14 protein-coding genes and 1 tRNA gene are annotated in these 15,455 nt (G+C 65.9%); 7 read left to right on the top strand and 8 right to left on the bottom strand.

Annotated elements, in window-relative coordinates:
• The first annotated feature begins 52 nt into the window (after window positions 1-52).
• Window positions 53-135, top strand: a tRNA-Leu gene (locus tag ACHL_RS09600).
• Between the two features lie 191 nt (window positions 136-326).
• A complete protein-coding gene (locus tag ACHL_RS09595) occupies window positions 327-2,858 on the top strand; it encodes an excinuclease ABC subunit UvrA (RefSeq protein WP_015937099.1) in 2,532 nt (843 codons plus the stop codon).
• Between the two features lie 9 nt (window positions 2,859-2,867).
• Here ACHL_RS09595 and ACHL_RS09590 read toward each other — a convergent pair whose 3' ends face one another.
• The 5 genes from ACHL_RS09590 to ACHL_RS09570 all read right to left on the bottom strand — a co-directional run bounded on the left by ACHL_RS09590 (window position 2,868) and on the right by ACHL_RS09570 (window position 6,884).
• The gene (locus tag ACHL_RS09590; protein WP_015937098.1) at window positions 2,868-3,680 is read right to left on the bottom strand and encodes an alpha/beta fold hydrolase; all 813 of its coding nucleotides are present in this window, start codon (window positions 3,678-3,680) and stop codon (window positions 2,868-2,870) included.
• A 125-nt stretch (window positions 3,681-3,805) separates the two neighbouring features.
• Window positions 3,806-4,306 (bottom strand): DUF805 domain-containing protein, encoded by a 501-nt coding sequence (locus ACHL_RS09585; RefSeq protein ID WP_015937097.1) that lies wholly within the window; start codon window positions 4,304-4,306, stop codon window positions 3,806-3,808.
• A 167-nt stretch (window positions 4,307-4,473) separates the two neighbouring features.
• Window positions 4,474-4,710, bottom strand: coding sequence for a hypothetical protein (locus ACHL_RS09580; protein WP_015937096.1), 237 nt, complete (start codon window positions 4,708-4,710; stop codon window positions 4,474-4,476).
• Window positions 4,711-4,767: 57 nt separating this feature from the next.
• A complete protein-coding gene (locus ACHL_RS09575; protein WP_015937095.1) occupies window positions 4,768-5,742 on the bottom strand; it encodes a glycosyltransferase family 9 protein in 975 nt (324 codons plus the stop codon).
• Window positions 5,739-6,884: a glycosyltransferase family 9 protein gene (locus ACHL_RS09570; protein ID WP_015937094.1), complete on the bottom strand. Its 1,146-nt coding sequence runs from the start codon at window positions 6,882-6,884 to the stop codon at window positions 5,739-5,741. Before ACHL_RS09570 ends, ACHL_RS09575 begins: the two co-directional genes overlap by 4 nt.
• A gap of 206 nt (window positions 6,885-7,090) precedes the next feature.
• Between ACHL_RS09570 and ACHL_RS09565 the strand changes: the two genes are divergently transcribed.
• The 5 genes from ACHL_RS09565 to ACHL_RS09545 all read left to right on the top strand — a co-directional run bounded on the left by ACHL_RS09565 (window position 7,091) and on the right by ACHL_RS09545 (window position 11,708).
• Window positions 7,091-7,393 carry a DUF4193 domain-containing protein gene (locus tag ACHL_RS09565; protein ID WP_015937093.1) on the top strand — a complete coding sequence of 101 codons (303 nt, stop codon included), beginning with the start codon at window positions 7,091-7,093 and terminating at the stop codon, window positions 7,391-7,393.
• Window positions 7,394-7,540: 147 nt separating this feature from the next.
• Window positions 7,541-8,281 (top strand): M50 family metallopeptidase, encoded by a 741-nt coding sequence (locus ACHL_RS09560; RefSeq protein WP_015937092.1) that lies wholly within the window; start codon window positions 7,541-7,543, stop codon window positions 8,279-8,281.
• A gap of 9 nt (window positions 8,282-8,290) precedes the next feature.
• Window positions 8,291-9,376 carry a glutathione S-transferase family protein gene (locus ACHL_RS09555; RefSeq protein WP_015937091.1) on the top strand — a complete coding sequence of 362 codons (1,086 nt, stop codon included), beginning with the start codon at window positions 8,291-8,293 and terminating at the stop codon, window positions 9,374-9,376.
• Between the two features lie 30 nt (window positions 9,377-9,406).
• Entirely contained in the window at window positions 9,407-10,516 is a 1,110-nt protein-coding gene (locus ACHL_RS09550; RefSeq protein ID WP_015937090.1) for an EstA family serine hydrolase, read from the top strand.
• A gap of 73 nt (window positions 10,517-10,589) precedes the next feature.
• On the top strand, window positions 10,590-11,708 hold the full coding sequence (locus tag ACHL_RS09545) for an FUSC family protein (RefSeq protein WP_015937089.1): 1,119 nt from the start codon (window positions 10,590-10,592) through the stop codon (window positions 11,706-11,708).
• Between the two features lie 9 nt (window positions 11,709-11,717).
• Here the strand turns inward: ACHL_RS09545 and ACHL_RS09540 are convergent, their stop codons facing one another.
• The 3 genes from ACHL_RS09540 to ACHL_RS09530 are packed head-to-tail and all read right to left on the bottom strand — an operon-like array spanning window position 11,718 to window position 15,436.
• Window positions 11,718-12,725, bottom strand: a complete 1,008-nt coding sequence (locus ACHL_RS09540; RefSeq protein WP_015937088.1) for a MaoC/PaaZ C-terminal domain-containing protein — start codon at window positions 12,723-12,725, stop codon at window positions 11,718-11,720.
• Window positions 12,725-14,065: a 3-oxoacyl-ACP reductase gene (locus ACHL_RS09535; RefSeq protein ID WP_015937087.1), complete on the bottom strand. Its 1,341-nt coding sequence runs from the start codon at window positions 14,063-14,065 to the stop codon at window positions 12,725-12,727. Before ACHL_RS09535 ends, ACHL_RS09540 begins: the two co-directional genes overlap by 1 nt.
• Window positions 14,066-14,074: 9 nt before the next feature.
• Window positions 14,075-15,436 carry an acetyl-CoA C-acetyltransferase gene (locus tag ACHL_RS09530; RefSeq protein ID WP_015937086.1) on the bottom strand — a complete coding sequence of 454 codons (1,362 nt, stop codon included), beginning with the start codon at window positions 15,434-15,436 and terminating at the stop codon, window positions 14,075-14,077.
• Window positions 15,437-15,455 lie beyond the last annotated feature (19 nt).

Raw genomic sequence — 15,455 nt, 5'->3', positions numbered from 1 at the left:
TCGGAGAGGCGCGAAACGTTGAAAGACGGACACGCTTCCCGGATTACCACCTGCGCGGGTGGCGGAATGGCAGACGCGCTAGCTTGAGGTGCTAGTCCTCGAAAGGGGGTGGGGGTTCAAGTCCCCCTCCGCGCACAAGGGAAAGCCCCGGAAAATCAATGATTTTCCGGGGCTTTTTTGTGCCCCTGGTTTTGGCGCGACCCGTTCACGCTGCGGCTTAGGCCGTGAGTTCGGTCACCTTTGCCGCTAGGCAGATGTCGAAAGGCGCCGTCAGGTTGCCGCTGACAAATAGTCCTGCACGCGGCTTCACTACTAGAGTCACAACAATGCCGAACGCACAGCACACTGATGATTCCCAGCTGGCCACCCCTGCGCACCAGTCAGACGGCTTTGTCCGGGTCCGCGGTGCCCGGGAGAACAACCTCCGCAACGTCAGCGTGGACGTTCCGCGGGACGCGATTGTGGCGTTCACCGGCGTCTCGGGCTCCGGAAAGTCGTCCCTGGCCTTCGGCACGATTTACGCAGAGGCTCAACGTCGCTACTTCGAATCCGTGGCCCCCTACGCCAGGCGCCTCATCCAGCAGGGCCACAATCCGAAAGTGGAGCTGATCAGCGGGCTGCCGCCCGCCGTCGCCCTTCAACAGCGCCGCGGCACAGCGAGCAGCCGCTCCACGGTAGGAACTGTCACCACGCTTTCCAATTCGGTGCGCATGCTCTTTTCCCGGGCGGGCACCTACCCCGAGGGCAGCAGCCAGCTCGATTCGGACTCCTTCTCCCCCAACACCGCCGCCGGTGCGTGCAGGGAATGCCATGGCCTCGGGGTTGCCCACACGGTTTCCGAACAGTCGCTGGTCCCCGATCCGTCCCTCACCATCCGGGACGGTGCCATCGCCGCGTGGCCCGGCGCGTGGCAGGGGAAAAACCTGCGGGATATCCTGACCCATCTGGGATACGACGTTGACGTCCCGTGGCGCAAACTGCCCAAGAAGGACCGCGATTGGATTCTCTTTACGGAAGAACAGCCGGTGGTGGAAGTAACCCCGCAGCGTGACCGGGTTGCCAAGCCGTACAAAGGGCGTTTCTGGAGTGCCCGGAGTTACGTGCTGCATACCCTGGCCGACTCGCAAAGCGCCTCCATGCGGGACCGGGTCCTGGCCTTCATGGAGTCAGGTCCCTGCCGGGGCTGTTCCGGCACCGGGCTGATTCCTGAGGCACTGGCCGTCACCTTCGCCGGCAAGACCATTGCGGAGTTCAACGCACTCCCGCTTGCAGACCTGGCGGACATTGTCCGTCCAACCAGTCAACTGGCCCAGGCAGGCACGGCCTCACGCACCCAGCGTTCCGGTGAGTCCAACGAGGTGGCTGTCACCATCACACGGGACCTGCTCCAGCGCATCAATGTCCTCCTGGACCTTGGCCTGGGATACCTGGCGTTGGGCCGGGGAACCCCCACCCTCTCGCCGGGCGAGATGCAGCGGCTGCGGATCGCCACCCAGCTCCGCTCCGGGCTTTTCGGAGTGATCTACGTGCTCGATGAACCGTCAGCAGGACTGCATCCTGCCGACGCGGAGCCGCTGCTGGAAGTCCTGGAGCAGCTCAAGTCCTCCGGCAACTCCGTCTTCGTGGTGGAGCACAACATGGACGTCGTCCGCAGGGCAGATTGGCTGGTGGACGTTGGCCCCCGCGCCGGAGAAGGTGGCGGCGAAGTGCTGTACAGCGGCCCGGTGGCAGGACTGGCCGGGGTTGAGGCATCCGTGACCCGCCCGTTCCTCTTCGGCGGGCCAGGGCCATCCGCCTCCCCTTCTCCGCCCCGGAACGCTGAGCCGCGCGAACCTGCGGGGTGGGTGGAGCTGGCAGATGTCAGGCAGCACAACCTCCAGGGGCTGGACGCCCGCTTTCCTCTTCGGGTCCTGACAGCCGTTACCGGCGTGTCAGGCTCCGGCAAGTCCACCCTCGTTGGCCGCGTTCTCGGCGACGCGGTGGCCGCCTCCGTCAATGCGGACAGAACAGCGGAGGAACAGGACGGGCATGGGGAACCGCTTTACGTCGGTGCGGTCAGTGGGAGCAACACCATCGACCGGCTGGTCACAGTGGACCAGAAACCGATCGGCCGGACGCCGCGTTCCAACCTGGCCACCTACACGGGCCTCTTCGACGCGGTCCGCAAAGCGTTCGCCGGCACCGACGCGGCCAAGGCAAGGGGGTTCGGCGCCGGCAGGTTCTCGTTCAACGTCGCGGGAGGCCGTTGTGAGACCTGCCAGGGCGAGGGGTTTGTGGAAGTGGAGCTCCTCTTCCTGCCGGGGAGCTACGGACCGTGCCCGGAGTGCGAAGGATCCCGCTACAACCCCGCCACACTGGAAGTGGAGTACCTCGGCAGGAATGTGGCCCACGTCCTGGGCATGACCGTGGACCTCGCTGCAGAATTCCTGTCCGGGGTCCCCGCCGCGGCGCGCAGCCTCAGATGCCTGCAGGATGTGGGGCTGGGATACCTTCGGCTGGGACAACCCGCCACCGAACTCTCCGGCGGCGAGGCCCAGCGCATCAAACTGGCCACCGAGCTGCAGCGCGCCCAGCGCGGGCACACCCTCTACCTGCTGGACGAACCCACCACGGGCCTCCACCCGGCGGATGTCCAGCTCCTGATGGCCCAACTGCACAGCCTCGTGGACGCGGGAAACACAGTGGTGGTGGTCGAACATGAGATGTCGGTTGTTGCCGCCGCGGACTGGGTCATTGATCTGGGGCCATCCGGTGGGGACCAGGGTGGACGGATCATGGCAACCGGCTCGCCGGAAGCGGTGGCGCAGGCCGCAGGGAGCCGCACTGCACCGTATCTGGCGGCAGCCCTCGGCCGGTGACTTTGGCGCCTACGCACCGTGCGGGACCGATGTTTGGCTGGCTGAACGGGCCAGCCACTCGGTCACCAAAGCTTCGAGCAGTTCCGGCTGCTCATGCGGGAGCGCGTGCCCGGCCTGGTCAAGAACGGCGAAAGTGGCCCGTGGGTAGAGCTTAACGAGGTCCCATGCGCCGGCGTAGCCCACTGTGGCGTCCTGCCGGCCGGCCAGGATGAGCGTTGGACCCGAATACGCCGGGCTGTCAGCAGCGGGGCTGCGGAACTCCCACTGCCGCGCAATCCGCTCCAGCGCAGCCTCGTCTGCCAGGCCCAGGGACGGAGCCACCGCCGCCAGGAAACGGTCCAGCGTTGCATGTGTCTGGACTACGAAGTACTCCCCGAACGATGCAGCCTCTTCGGTGCCCAACACGCTGTATGGATCTACGGACGCGACGAGGACCTGATGCTCCGGAACATCCCTGGCGCTCCCTCCCAGTGGACAGACCAGGGCGAGCCCGGCGACCTGCCGCGCCCTGTTGCCGGCCAGGGCGCCGGCGAAGTAGGCACCCGCGGAGTGGCCGATGAGCCGGAACGGCGCCGGGCCGATCATGGCGTCGACAAAACCAAGCAGCAGGTCGAGCACATCGTCGGCACCCGCTAGCGTTGCGGGCGCCGGCGTGCGGCCCATGCCCGGCAGGTCGGGGTAGATCCTCCGATAGCCAGGCAGCCCGTCGAAAATCGGCTCAAAGACGGCTGCCATCTCCCGATGGTCCACGCCGGCGCCGTGCAGAACCAAGACAGGGACTCCGTCGCCGAAGGCAATGTAATGTACCGGGACGCCGCCCACCACACACTCCACAGCGCCAGCCTAGGCCGCTGCGGGAAGTCGCGGAACCCGGCCGCTGGCTGCGACGCAAAAGGGAGCCCGATCGCAAATGATCGGGCTCCCTTTTCGCCAAGGCCGTGCGGCTATCAGCCCGCGGTATGGTCGAACCGCTGTCCGGCCGGGTTGGACGGCAGGATTGATATGACGAAGAGCGCCAGTGCACCCAGGAACGGCACAAGGATGATCAGCACCAGCCAGCCGCTGATGTTGACGTCGTGGAGCCGTCGGACCAGGAGGGCCAGGGAGGGCACGATCACCGCAAGGAACCACAGAAGTGCAAGGATCCCGCCGACCACTAAGCCCGGCCCGGGCACGGCAGTTCCATTCGCAGCGACGGTAGCCCCGGCCGACCCGCCTGCACCGGCAATGATGTTCAAAACAATGCCAACGACTGACGCCACCAGTGTCCACCACCAGTACTCGCTCCGGCTGGCCCGGCCCGAGAAGGTGGCGTACTTCTTGAAGAACCGCTTGACAGCGATAGGCAGCGTGGCTCCGTAGTAGGGCGCCCACAACGGCGGCTCTCCACCTGTCTGGTAAGAAGGCGCCTGCTGCTGCTGCTGGTTCGGGTATTGCGGATAGCTCATTTATTCCCCCCGGAATGGTAGACAGAGTGATGCGAGACCATCGTAGGGGTAAAAGGGTCCAAAATTCCGTTCGATGGATAAACTTCATGCGTATTTCTACGAAGTGTTTCCTTCATGACGCCCGGCGGAGTCCCTGGCTTGCGTTGACGCCGCAGCCCCAGGGCGCGTCAGTGCGGACGCAGCTTACGGGCCCGGGGATGCCTCCTGCGGCCCTCCGGACGCGAGCCCGCCGCGACGGGACGGTACTCCACCCTCCACCTGTGTTCCCCGGCCCGCGTGTCACGCCGCTCCTGTCGGCGGGCTTTGCGTTCCGGCCGGTCAATGGCGGAGAGGATCACCAGCGTCCCGGCCATCCAGGCGAACGCTGTCAGTAACACCAAGGCAATCCCCATTTCAGTGCCCATGTCTCCATTTTAGGATCGCCGCCGCCGGCTGGCGCCTGCGTTATCCGCAAATTTTGCTCAAGCCGGCAGCAGCCCGAGGCCAGCTACCGCCGCCATAACATCGTCAACCTCCACGGCCAGCAAGGCAGGGTCCGGAACGTCGGAGAAGGTGTCCCCGCGGCGGAGCCCTGCCTGTGTGAGCACCACATGCGGGCCCGGCGGAGGACCCCAGATTTCCGGTGGCGCCGGGCCGAAGAGCACCACCGACGGCGTTCCGTAGGCCGATGCCAGATGCGCGGCGCCGGTGTCGGCGGAGACCACCACCCTGGCCCCGGCAATAACAGCCGCGAACCCGGCCAAACCCAAGCTGCCGGCAAGAACGGTATCCGCGGTGAGGCCAGCCAACCGGCAGACAGCGTAGGCGCGATCCTTTTCCCCTTCCCCGCCGGTGAAGACCACGCGGTGACCGGCCCGTGCGAGTTCCGCGGCAACGGCGGCAAACCTTTCGGCCGGCCAGAGACGGCTGCCGTATGCGGCACCAACGTGCACCACCGTTGCTCCCGGAACAGGATTCGGAACCCGCGGACGTTCAAGCCGAAGATCTGTTGGATCTGCGTCGATCCCGTGCCAGGACAGCAGATGGGCCCAGCGATCGCGCTCATGCAGTTCTGGCCGCCATGGGGGACCTTCAAGGTTGCCACCGCGGTAGGCAATGGTCCGCCGGGCCTTCAGCGCCTCAATCCGGCCGGCACTTTCCGGGCCGTTACCGTGGAGGTTCACTGCCACATCCACCACTCCCGGCCCAAGGGCCAGCGGCTGGTCGAGCCCGTGCGTGGGCAGAAGTTCATACCCACCCACCAGGCCCAGGGCCTCGGACAGCCACCCTTGGGCCGCATAACGTAGCCGGTGCTCCGGGAATGCCCGGCGAATGGCCTTCAACGCCGGAACCGCCACCAGCAGGTCGCCGAGTTTCAGCGCCCGGAGCACCAGCAGTTCCGGCCTCTCCCCTTTACCACTGCCCTCAGCGTCCGCGGGCACCGCTCCCCCGGTCATGCGCCTGGCTTTTCCACGGCAATTGCCACCAGGTTCCGCACGTCCTCATAGACCTCCCGGACCTCCACCCCGGCGACGATTGAGTCGTCGTGCGCACAACGCGGAGCCGTCCAGCCCACCTGCGTTATGTCGATCCCACAGGTGGGACACCCCGTGAGCCAGGACATGTGCACCCGGTGCAGTGCGCGTCCAAGGGCGCCGGCGTTGATGACGTTGCCCACCCAGAAAACGCCCACGGTAGGCACACCGAGAGCCTGGGCAAGATGGCGCGGACCGCTGTCGTTCCCCACCACCACGGAGGCGTCGGCCAGCAGGCCTACCAGTTCGGCCATCGTCAGCTTGCCGGCCAGGGACTCCACGGAGGTTGAGGCGGCAGTCCCGGCCACCTGTTCTGCCAGTTCCCGTTCGCTGCCGTCACCGATGACCAGGACGCGGCAGCCATCCGCGGCGCATGCGCGGGCAAGCTGGGCAAAGCGCTCAACGGGCCAACGACGGCGGGGGTCGGTTGCGCCCGGGTGGATCACCACGAGGGGCCGCGCGCCGTCGTCGTTGGTTGCCGGACGACTCCCGCGCACCCCAGCCGCGGGGACAAGCCTCGCTTCAAGGTCAACGGGCCCGGCGCCGGCGAACCCTGCCACTTCCAGGGCACGCAGTGGTTCATGCTGGTAGTAGATATAGGGAACGGTCCGCTCCAGGCCTGCGGCATCCGCCGTCTGGGTGCCCACCGTGTGCCGTGCGCCCAGGCGGAGCAGGAAAGGGTTTGAGTACCGTCCACCGCCATGAAGCTGCACGGCGAGATCAAACGGTCGCGATCGCTGCCGGTCGAAAAAGCTTTCCAGTTCCGAGTGATCTTCAACACCGGGCCGGACGCCTTCCGCAAACGGCAACAGGCAGAAATCGTCAACCGGACTTTCGACGGCAGCCAACAGCGCTTGGTGAACGGGGGTGCCGAGGAGCGTCAGGGCCGCCTCCGGATAGGCCGCTTTCAGGGCTGCCATCGCGGGAATGGCGAAGATCAGATCACCCAGGCCGCCGCCGCGGAGGACGGCGATCCGCATGATGCCGTCGAATTTCTCCAGGACGGGCCCAACGCCAGTCGCTACCTGGGCGGCACCGCCAAACCCTGCAGTGAGTAGTTCCACGTGCGTCCTTTCGGATTCTTTGGACGTGCAACTGCTGTTGCGCCCGCCGCTTCCGGCACGGAAACCATCCAGTGGTGATGGGCCGGCCGCGTCATGGAACCTGTACCCAGGCGGCGGCAAATATACTCCCTCTCTTGGGGAATACCCCCTTGATGCTGTACGTTTCATACGCGACAGGCCAACCAAAGAAAAGAGAAGCACCTAAATTGGCAACCGATTATGATGAACTGCGCTCCGACGTCAAGGAGTCGCAGGACAACTCGCTCGAGCAGCTACAGTCAGCGAATGCTCCCGATGCGCGAAGTGTCGTCCTCGAGCTGGACGAGGCAGACGGGCTCGACAGCGCGGGCGTACCGGGCGGCGAATTCGTTGCCGAAGAGCTCGTGGTGCAGGTCATTCCGCAGGCTGACGACGAATTCACCTGCTACTCCTGCTTCCTGGTCCGTCACCGGTCCCAGATAGCCCGCCAGAAGGATGGTCACAGCTACTGCACCGAGTGCGAAGGCTAAGCACCAGGAACCCTTCGGATCCTCCCGGATCCGGCCGCAACGGAAGGCACGCCACCCGGCGTGCCTTCCGGCTTTAAGCGGACGTCCAGCTCGGCCCGGTAGCGTTGCAGCCATGGACGGCACCTTGATGAGACGTGGCACGCCCGGATGAACGGGACCGCCGACCTGTGGCAGGTCCTGCTGGCGTCGTTCACACACACGGAGCCGCCCCTCGTCACCCTGACCGAACTTGTGCTGGCGCTGCTCGTTGCCACTGCACTGTCCGTACCGCGGCGCTCCTGGAAGTACTTTGGACTCCTGACCACGGCCACGCATGAGCTCGGCCATGCTTTTGCTGCTGTGACCAGCGGACAGCGACTCTCCGGTATCCATTTGCGCCTAGACCATTCCGGCTCCACCATCACCTACAGCCGCAGCAGGCTCGCCACTGTGTGGTCATGTTTCTGGGGATACCCTGTTCCGGCGGTGGCCGGCGCTGCGTTTGTGGTGTGCGGGTTCAGCGGCTGGGGGCCGGCTGCCATCGCCGCTGGAGGCCTCGCCCTTGCAACTACGCTGGTGTTCCTGCGCAACCTGGCCGGATTCCTCATCACGCTGGCAGTGATTGGCGGAGCACTGGCCGTGATCCTCGCTGTGCCCAGGGAATTTACCGGGCACGTCGCCGTGATCCTTGGACTGGCCTTGCTGGTGGGGGCGGTGAGGGACCTCGTCAAACTGGCCAACGTACACCTTCGCAGGCGGAGCCAGCTTGCCACCTCCGACGCCTACCTGCTGTACAGGGCCACCCATGTTCCCTCCGGCGTATGGATTGTCCTTTTCTCAGCCATCGTGGCCGGCTCGTGGGTCGTCGCCCTGCAGCCCGTCACCGCAGTCCTGTCCGCTGGCGCATAGGCTGGGCAGATGAGCCACGACACGGAGAGCACCCAGACGGCCGGCGGAACCGGGGAGCACAGCACCCGGGGCGCCTACGTTACCGGCGGCCAGGAGTTTACGCGGGACACCAACTACATCGAGGACCGGGTGACCCGGGATGGCAGGCCCGGGGACCACGGCGAGCCAGGCTGGCCCGCCGAGGCGGGACGCTACCGTCTGGTGGCAGCACGGGCGTGCCCCTGGGCCAACCGGACAGTAATCGTCCGTAGGCTGCTTGGCCTCGAGGAAGCAATCTCCCTGGGACAGCCCGGCCCGACGCATGACTCCCGGTCCTGGACGTTCGACCTTGATCCGGGCGGAAAGGATCCGGTCCTGGGCATCGAGAGGTTGCAGGAGGCCTACTTCAAGCGTTTCCCTGACTACCCGCGGGGCATCACCGTTCCTGCCTTGGTGGACGTGCCCACCGGCGCTGTGGTGACCAACAACTTTCCCCAGATCACACTGGACTTCTCCACGGAGTGGACTGCGTTCCACCGGCCGGGCGCCCCGGACCTCTATCCGGAACGGTTTCGGGATGAAATCGATGAAGTGAACAAGCGGGTCTTCACCGAAGTGAACAACGGCGTGTACCGCTGCGGGTTTGCAGGATCCCAGGACGCGTACCAGGCCGCCTATGACCGGCTCTGGACAGCCATGGACTGGCTGGAGGACCGCCTGGCCGGACAGCGGTACCTGGTGGGAGACACCATCACCGAGGCGGATGTCCGCCTGTTCACCACGCTGGCCCGCTTTGACGCCGTCTACCACGGCCACTTCAAGTGCAACCGGCAAAAACTCAGCGAAATGCCGGCCCTGTGGGCTTATGCCCGCGACCTCTTCCAGACTCCCGGTTTCGGCGACACCACAGACTTCGTTCAGATCAAACAGCACTATTACATCGTTCACGAAGACATCAATCCCACCGGCATCGTCCCCGCGGGGCCGGACCTCTCCGGGTGGCTCGAAAGGCACGGCCGCGAAGCACTCGGCGGGCGGCCTTTCGGCGACGGAATGCCACCGGGGCCCGTCAGGAAGGGCGAGGAAGTAGCGTTGGGGCACGGAGCGGTCCGCTAAGCGGAAAGCGGTTTCCCTTACAATGTGGGAATGCAGATCTCCCACGGCGCGGTAGCCGCCGGATTCGAAAATGTCCTCGACCTGTTCGAGTCCTTCCTGGCCGAAGATCCGGCTTACAGCGCGCAGGTCTCGGCGTACCACGGCGGAGTGCAGGTGGTGGGACTGGCCGGGGGCCCGGACATGGCCGCGGATACCGTCACCGGGGCTTACTCATGTTCCAAGGGCGTTGCCGCCATGGTGATTGCACTCCTGGTGCAGGAGAACGTCCTTGACCTCGACCGGCCCGTGGCCTTCTACTGGCCGGAGTTTGGGGTGCACGGCAAGGACCGTTTGCTGGTACGTGAGGCCCTGTCGCACCAGGCGGGGCTGCCAGGGATCGAGGGTGGCTTCGGGTTGTCCGAGATCACAACGGCCGCGGCTGCGGCCAGGCTGGCCTCAGCCCGGCCCCTGTGGCAACCGGGACGGCAGTTCGGCTACCACGCACTCACCATAGGCATCCTGATGGAGGAGCTTTGCCGGCGCACATCGGGAGAGTCGTTGCAGGACCTCTACAACCGGCGGATCCGGATCCCCAACGGGGTGGATTTCTTCCTGGGTCTTCCGGAGGAAGAGGAACACCGCTACAGGGATGTCCTGTACGCCACAGAACCGGACCAGCCGTGGCTCGATCCCCTGAGCCTGGACGGGCTCAACTCGAACTCACCGGTCAGCACCATCATGGAACTCCCGAACATCAGGGCCGTCCGGGCAGCCGGAATGTCAGCCGCAGGAGGAGTGGGCTCGGCAGACGGCCTTGCCCGCCTGTACGCTGCGGCCACCACTGGCGTGGACGGCGCAGAACCGTTCCTTGGCGAGGACACAGTCACCCGGATGTCGGCCGAACAGGTCTGGGGACTGGACCGTTCTTCAGGCCTGGACAACGCCTTCGCCGTGGTTTTCATGAAGCCGCATCCATCCCGCAACTTTGGCAGCCACCGGGCCTTCGGCCATGAGGGCGCCAACGCCGCCCTTGGCTTTGCCGACCCCGCATACGCCCTCGGTTTCGGTTATGTTCCGCGGCGGGCCGAGGACGGGCGGACGCCAGGCCGGGCCCACCGGCTGGCGGCCGCAGTACGGCGCTCGGCGGCCGCGCTGGCGTAGTGCCCCCAAACCGTCCGGCCCGCTGACCTGCGCCTTTTGGGGTTGAGGGTCAAACCACCCTAAGGTTGGGCGGATGAGCACCCCGCAAGCCAGAACGCAAGTCATATGGGGCCAGGGCACCGAGATCTTTAAGCGGGCCGTCACGGGGCTGTCAGCAGCCTTCGCCGCCCAGCGGCTGCAGCTGGCCACAAAAGCAGCCGTCGCGGCAGGGCTTGCGTTCCTGATCGCGCCCCTGATGCCAGGCGCTGCCGCCAACTACCCGTACTACGCTCCCCTGGGCGCCCTGGTGGCGATGTACCACAACGTTGTCGGTTCGGTCCGGCAGGGTGCGCAGGCACTGGCCGGACTCGCCGTCGGCATCGGCCTGGCGTTCCTCCTGGTGTCCTACACCGACCCCTCTCCCCTGACGGTGGCAATCTTCATGGGCATCGGCGTTCTCCTGGGTGGACTGCCCGGCATTGGATCCGGCAGCGACTGGATTCCGACGGCGGCGCTCCTTGTCCTGCTGGTGGGAAACAGCGACCCCGATGGCTTCTCCTTCGGCTACCTCGTCCAAATGGGGGTAGGTGTCGCCGTGGGCATTGGCGTCAACTTCCTGATTTTTCCGCCGCTGCACTTCAACGCCGCTGCAGCCAGCCTGGATGAACTCCGCCGGGCACTCGGCATGCAACTGACCGACATGGGTAAGGCGCTCCGGGAGGAGTGGCCACCCGAACATGCCGAGTGGTCCCGCCGGTCCGATGAGCTGGCAGAGGCCACCCGCACCGTACGGCACCTTGTCCAGGAAGCAGACGCCAGCCGCCGCGGAAATCCGCGGCGGCGCCTGCACCCCCGCGACCTGGATGAAGATTACAAGCACCTGCGCGAATTGGAGCGGGTGACATTCCACATCCAGGACATGACCGATGTCCTGAGCGACGTCATCTGGGAGAGCGACGCTCCCTATGACGTGCCGCTGGAAGACAACGAGTCCCTGTCGGCGGCAATGAAGGCTTCCGGAGACCTGCTGACATCCTTCGGCGACGATGACGACCAGGGACACCGGGATCGCTTTGACACAGCGAAGGCGGCACTGGACACCTGCATGTCTGTCACCTCCGAGCGGGAAACCGATGAGGGTAAGGTTCATGCTTCGGAATCGCTCTTGCTCAGCCTGCACCGCATTCTTCGTGCCGTCCGTCCGGCTGACTAGCAAACGTTCCTAGACCCGTTCTTCCTTCACCAGCCCGGAACCGCCGGTTTCGGCGGGGCCGTTGGATTCCTTGACGGACCCGTCGTCACAGGAACCGGCGGCCGTGCCTTCAAGAGCCGCAACTGAACCGCTGAAGTGGCGCCGCCCGGACCTAGGGTTCCAGGCAACGAAATCCGAACGGTGCCAGCCGCCTGCGCCGTCCTGTTCAGTGGCAATGTCCAGGGCAACCCATGCCGGCAGAAACACTGGCGCATCGAACCCCACCTCCCAGACGAAGGAATCACCGCGGGCAGGGCCGACGTCGGCGAGCGCCCTGGAAGCCAGGTACATACCGTGTGCTATCGACCGGCGCATGCCCAACGCCTTCGCAGACAGCACACTGAGGTGGATGGGGTTGAAGTCACCGGAAACGGCGGCGTAGGCCCGCCCTGCGTCCACACCCAACTGCCAGAGTGCTGTCGGATCGGGCGCACGGAATTCGGGCTTGCCGTGATGTGTCGAGGGTTTGTCGATCCCCGGCAGGAAGATCCCCTTCGCCAGGTACGTGGAAACTCCCAGCCAGCAAACGGCATTGCTGCCGGATTTGCGGACTTCCGCCACAACGTCCACTTGCGTACCGGACCGGTGCCCCCGCAGGTTCTCTACCCGCGCCGTGATGTCGAGGGCCTCCGTGAAGAGCAGCGGCACGCGTTGTTCCACCCGGTTGCCCAGGTGGATCATGCCCAGCAGGGGAAGCGGAAAGTCGTCCCGGTTCATCACGCTCATGGCCAGCGGAAACGCCAACGCATGGACGAAACCCGCGGGCAGCACATCGCTGGCGGTCTCTCCCAACAGGTGCTGGTAGGCCGTGAGGTTGGCGACGTCCACCGTGACGCCCCGCACCTCGTGACTTTCCCCAGGAAGGTGGGCGGAATCGCCTGTCCCGAGCAGGCGCCGCCGTGCTGCCTGCGCCGCGGCGTTGATGTACAACTTCGACAGTGAGGGCATCTCCCCCAGGATGAGGGGCTGCACCGCCATTACGCGCCTACCAGGTTCTGTCCGCATACCCGGAGTACTTCACCGCTGATGCCGCCGGCGGAGTCACTGGCGAGGAATGCGATGGTTTCGGCCACGTCCGCCGGCTGGCCACCCTGTTTGAGCGAGTTAAGGCGCCTTGCTGTTTCCCGGAGCGCCAGCGGGATCCGTGCAGTCATCTCTGTTTCGATGAACCCCGGTGCCACGGCGTTGATGGTGCCGCCGGCTCCCGCCAGCAGGGGCGCTGTTGCCCTAACCATGCCCATGACCCCTCCCTTGGAGGCCGCGTAGTTGGTCTGCCCCCTGTTTCCGGCGATTCCGCTGGTGGAGGCAACAGTGACTATGCGCGGTGACTGGTTGAAGTGCTCCGAGGCGAGGAGGGCCTCATTGATCCGAAGCTGGGCAGCGATGTTGATGTTGATCACCGAGTCCCAGCGGGCGGGATCCATATTGGCAAGGAGTTTGTCGCGGGTGATGCCGGCGTTGTGGATGACGATGTCGAGCCGGCCATGGCGTTGGACGGCATGGTCGATGATCCTTTGCCCGGCGTCTGCACGGGTGATGTCCAGCTGCAGGGCTGTTCCCTTGACCTCGTTGGCCACGGCCGCCAGGTGGTCCCCGGCTGCAGGGAGGTCCACCACTACCAGCGTGGCGCCGTCCCGGTGCAGGGTTCGGGCGATCTGCGCGCCGATCCCGCGGGCCGCGCCGGTGACGACGGCGATCTTTCCTGCCAGCGGAGTGTCAGCGTCCTGGGGCAGCGCGCCACCGGCGTCGGAAATCTTCAGGAACTGGCCGTCCACGAACGCTGACCGCCCGGAGAGGAAGAAGCGAACCGCACCCAGGGCGCTGGGGCTCGTAATGTCCACGCCCTCCGCCAGGAGGATGCCGTTTCCAGTTGCGCCGGCACGCAGCTCCTTGGCCAGGGACCGCAGGAGCCCGTCAATGCCCTGCCGGGCAGCTGCAGCCGCAGGCGAACCGGCTTCCGCGGCTGGCCGCGACACCGTGAGGACCCTGCCGCTTGGCGCGAGGTCCCGGAGGGAGGCTGCTGCGCTCAGGACTGTCCTGCCGAGATCCTCCGGCCGCTCCACCTCATCCAGCACCAGGATGATGGCCCCGAGTTTCTCACCCGGAACTGCGTGCCTGCGGATGTCCAGGTCCCAGGACAGCAGCTCAGCGCCGAGTTTGTCGGCCGCCGCGGAATCGCCTTGGATGACAACCGGCCCCGGTATCAGCGGCTGACCCGGGCGGTACCGGCGCAGCAGCGCCGGCTGGGGCAGCCCCAGCCTCTTGGCGACGTTTTTCCCGAGCCCCTGGCTGACCAGTTCCGTGTATTTATCTGCCATGCCCGCCTCCTACACCGATTCCAGGATTGCGACGACGCCCTGGCCGCCTGCAGCGCACACCGATACCAGGCCGCGGGCGGGTCGCCCATCCGTGCTGCCCTTGGCGTGCAGCAGCTTGGCCAGCGAAGCCACGATGCGTCCGCCGGTGGCCGCGAAGGGGTGCCCCGCGGCGAGTGACGAGCCGTTCACGTTCAGACGTGCGCGGTCCACCTTGCCGAGTGCACCGTCCAGGCCCAGCCGGGTGCGGCCGAAGTCCTCGTCCTCCCACGCAGCAAGCGTGCTCAATACAGTGGCCGCGAAGGCCTCGTGGATCTCGAAGTAGTCGATGTCCGCCAAGGTCAGGTTGTGGCGGGCCAGCAGCCGGGGAACGGCGAAGACCGGAGCCATCAGAAGCCCGTCCTTGCCATGGACGAAGTCCACTGCTGCAGCCTCTGCATCCACCACGGCAGCCAGCTTCGGCAGGTCGCGTGCATCTGCCCATTCGTCCGAGGCCAGCAGGACCGTTGAGGCGCCATCTGTCAGCGGCGTTGAGTTTCCGGCGGTCATGGTGGCGTCGGCGCCAAGGTTCCTGCCGAAGACAGGCTTCAGCGATGCGAGCTTCTCGGCCGACGTATCGGCGCGCATGTTGCCGTCACGGGACAGGCCCCGGTAGGGGGTGATCAGGTCGTCAAAGAACCCGGCCCCGTATGCGGCGGCAAGGTTGCGGTGGCTGTTGAGGGCAAGCTCATCCTGGGCTTCGCGGGAGACCTTCCATTGTGCGGTCGTCAGGGCCTGGTGTTCCCCCATGGACAGGCCGGTGCGCGGTTCTGCAGTACCCGGGGCCAGCGGAGCAAGGTCCTTGGGACGCAGGCGGCTGAGGATCTGCAGCCGTTGCGGCAGTGTCTTTGCCCGGTTGAGGTCAAGGATGACCTCCCTGAGGCCTTCGCTGACCACCACGGGGGCGTCCGAGGCGGAGTCGACCCCTCCGGCGATGGCAGAGTCAATCTGGCCGAGCTTGATCTTGTTGGACAGGCCCACCACGGTCTCCAGGCCTGTGGCGCAGGCCTGCTGGAGGTCGTAGGCCGGTGTTTCGGCAGACAATGCCGAGCCGAGGACCGCTTCGCGGGTCAGGTTGAAGTCACGCGAATGCTTGAGCACCGCGCCGGCTGCCACTTCTCCCAGGCGTTCGTCCTGGAGGCCGAAGCGGGCAATAAGTCCGTCCAGGGCTGCCGTGAGCATGTCCTGATTGGAGGATTTTGCGTAGGCACCCCCGGCACGGGCGAAGGGAATCCTGTTGCCGCCCACAATGACTGCCCGGCGGAGCGTAATAGCCCCCGCGGTTGGGTGGGCTGACTGGTCGGGGCCGGCGGCTGACTGTCCGTCGATGGACATGGGTGTCTCCTCTGGTCGC

The organism is Pseudarthrobacter chlorophenolicus A6, from assembly GCF_000022025.1.
In the GTDB taxonomy this organism is placed as follows: domain Bacteria; phylum Actinomycetota; class Actinomycetes; order Actinomycetales; family Micrococcaceae; genus Arthrobacter; species Arthrobacter chlorophenolicus.
The sequence above is the reverse complement of the archived record's forward strand: the minus strand, read 5'-3'. Positions and strand labels throughout refer to the sequence as shown.